Origin of the sequence: Ralstonia sp. ASV6 (assembly GCF_016429285.1) — a bacterium.
Lineage (GTDB): Bacteria > Pseudomonadota > Gammaproteobacteria > Burkholderiales > Burkholderiaceae > Ralstonia > Ralstonia flaminis.
Genome location: NZ_JAELUI010000680.1, coordinates 1 through 297, shown reverse-complemented (window position 1 = coordinate 297; position 297 = coordinate 1). Strand labels below are relative to the sequence as shown.

The window sequence follows — 297 nt, the reverse complement described above, 5'->3', positions numbered from 1 at the left end:
CACCGATGAGGTGATGGCCGAAGTCACTGCCTGGCAGGCCCGACCGCTTGAAGCCATGTATCCGGTTGTGTTCTTCGATGCACTGCGGGTCAAGATCCGCGAGGACGCGGTGGTGCGCAACAAGGCCGTCTACCTGGCGCTGGGGATGCTGCCGGACGGCACCCGCGACATCCTGGGCCTGTGGATCGAAAGCACCGAAGGCGCCAAGTTCTGGATGAAGGTGTTCAACGATCTGAAGACGCGCGGCGTGTGCGACATCCTGATCGCTGTCACCGATGGCCTCAAGGGCATGCCCGA

At 62.6% G+C, this 297-nt stretch carries 1 protein-coding gene; it reads left to right on the top strand.

What is annotated here, in order from left to right:
• A partial coding sequence (locus tag JHD73_RS28870; RefSeq protein WP_199033458.1) for a transposase occupies positions 1 to 297 on the top strand: 297 nt, incomplete at both ends.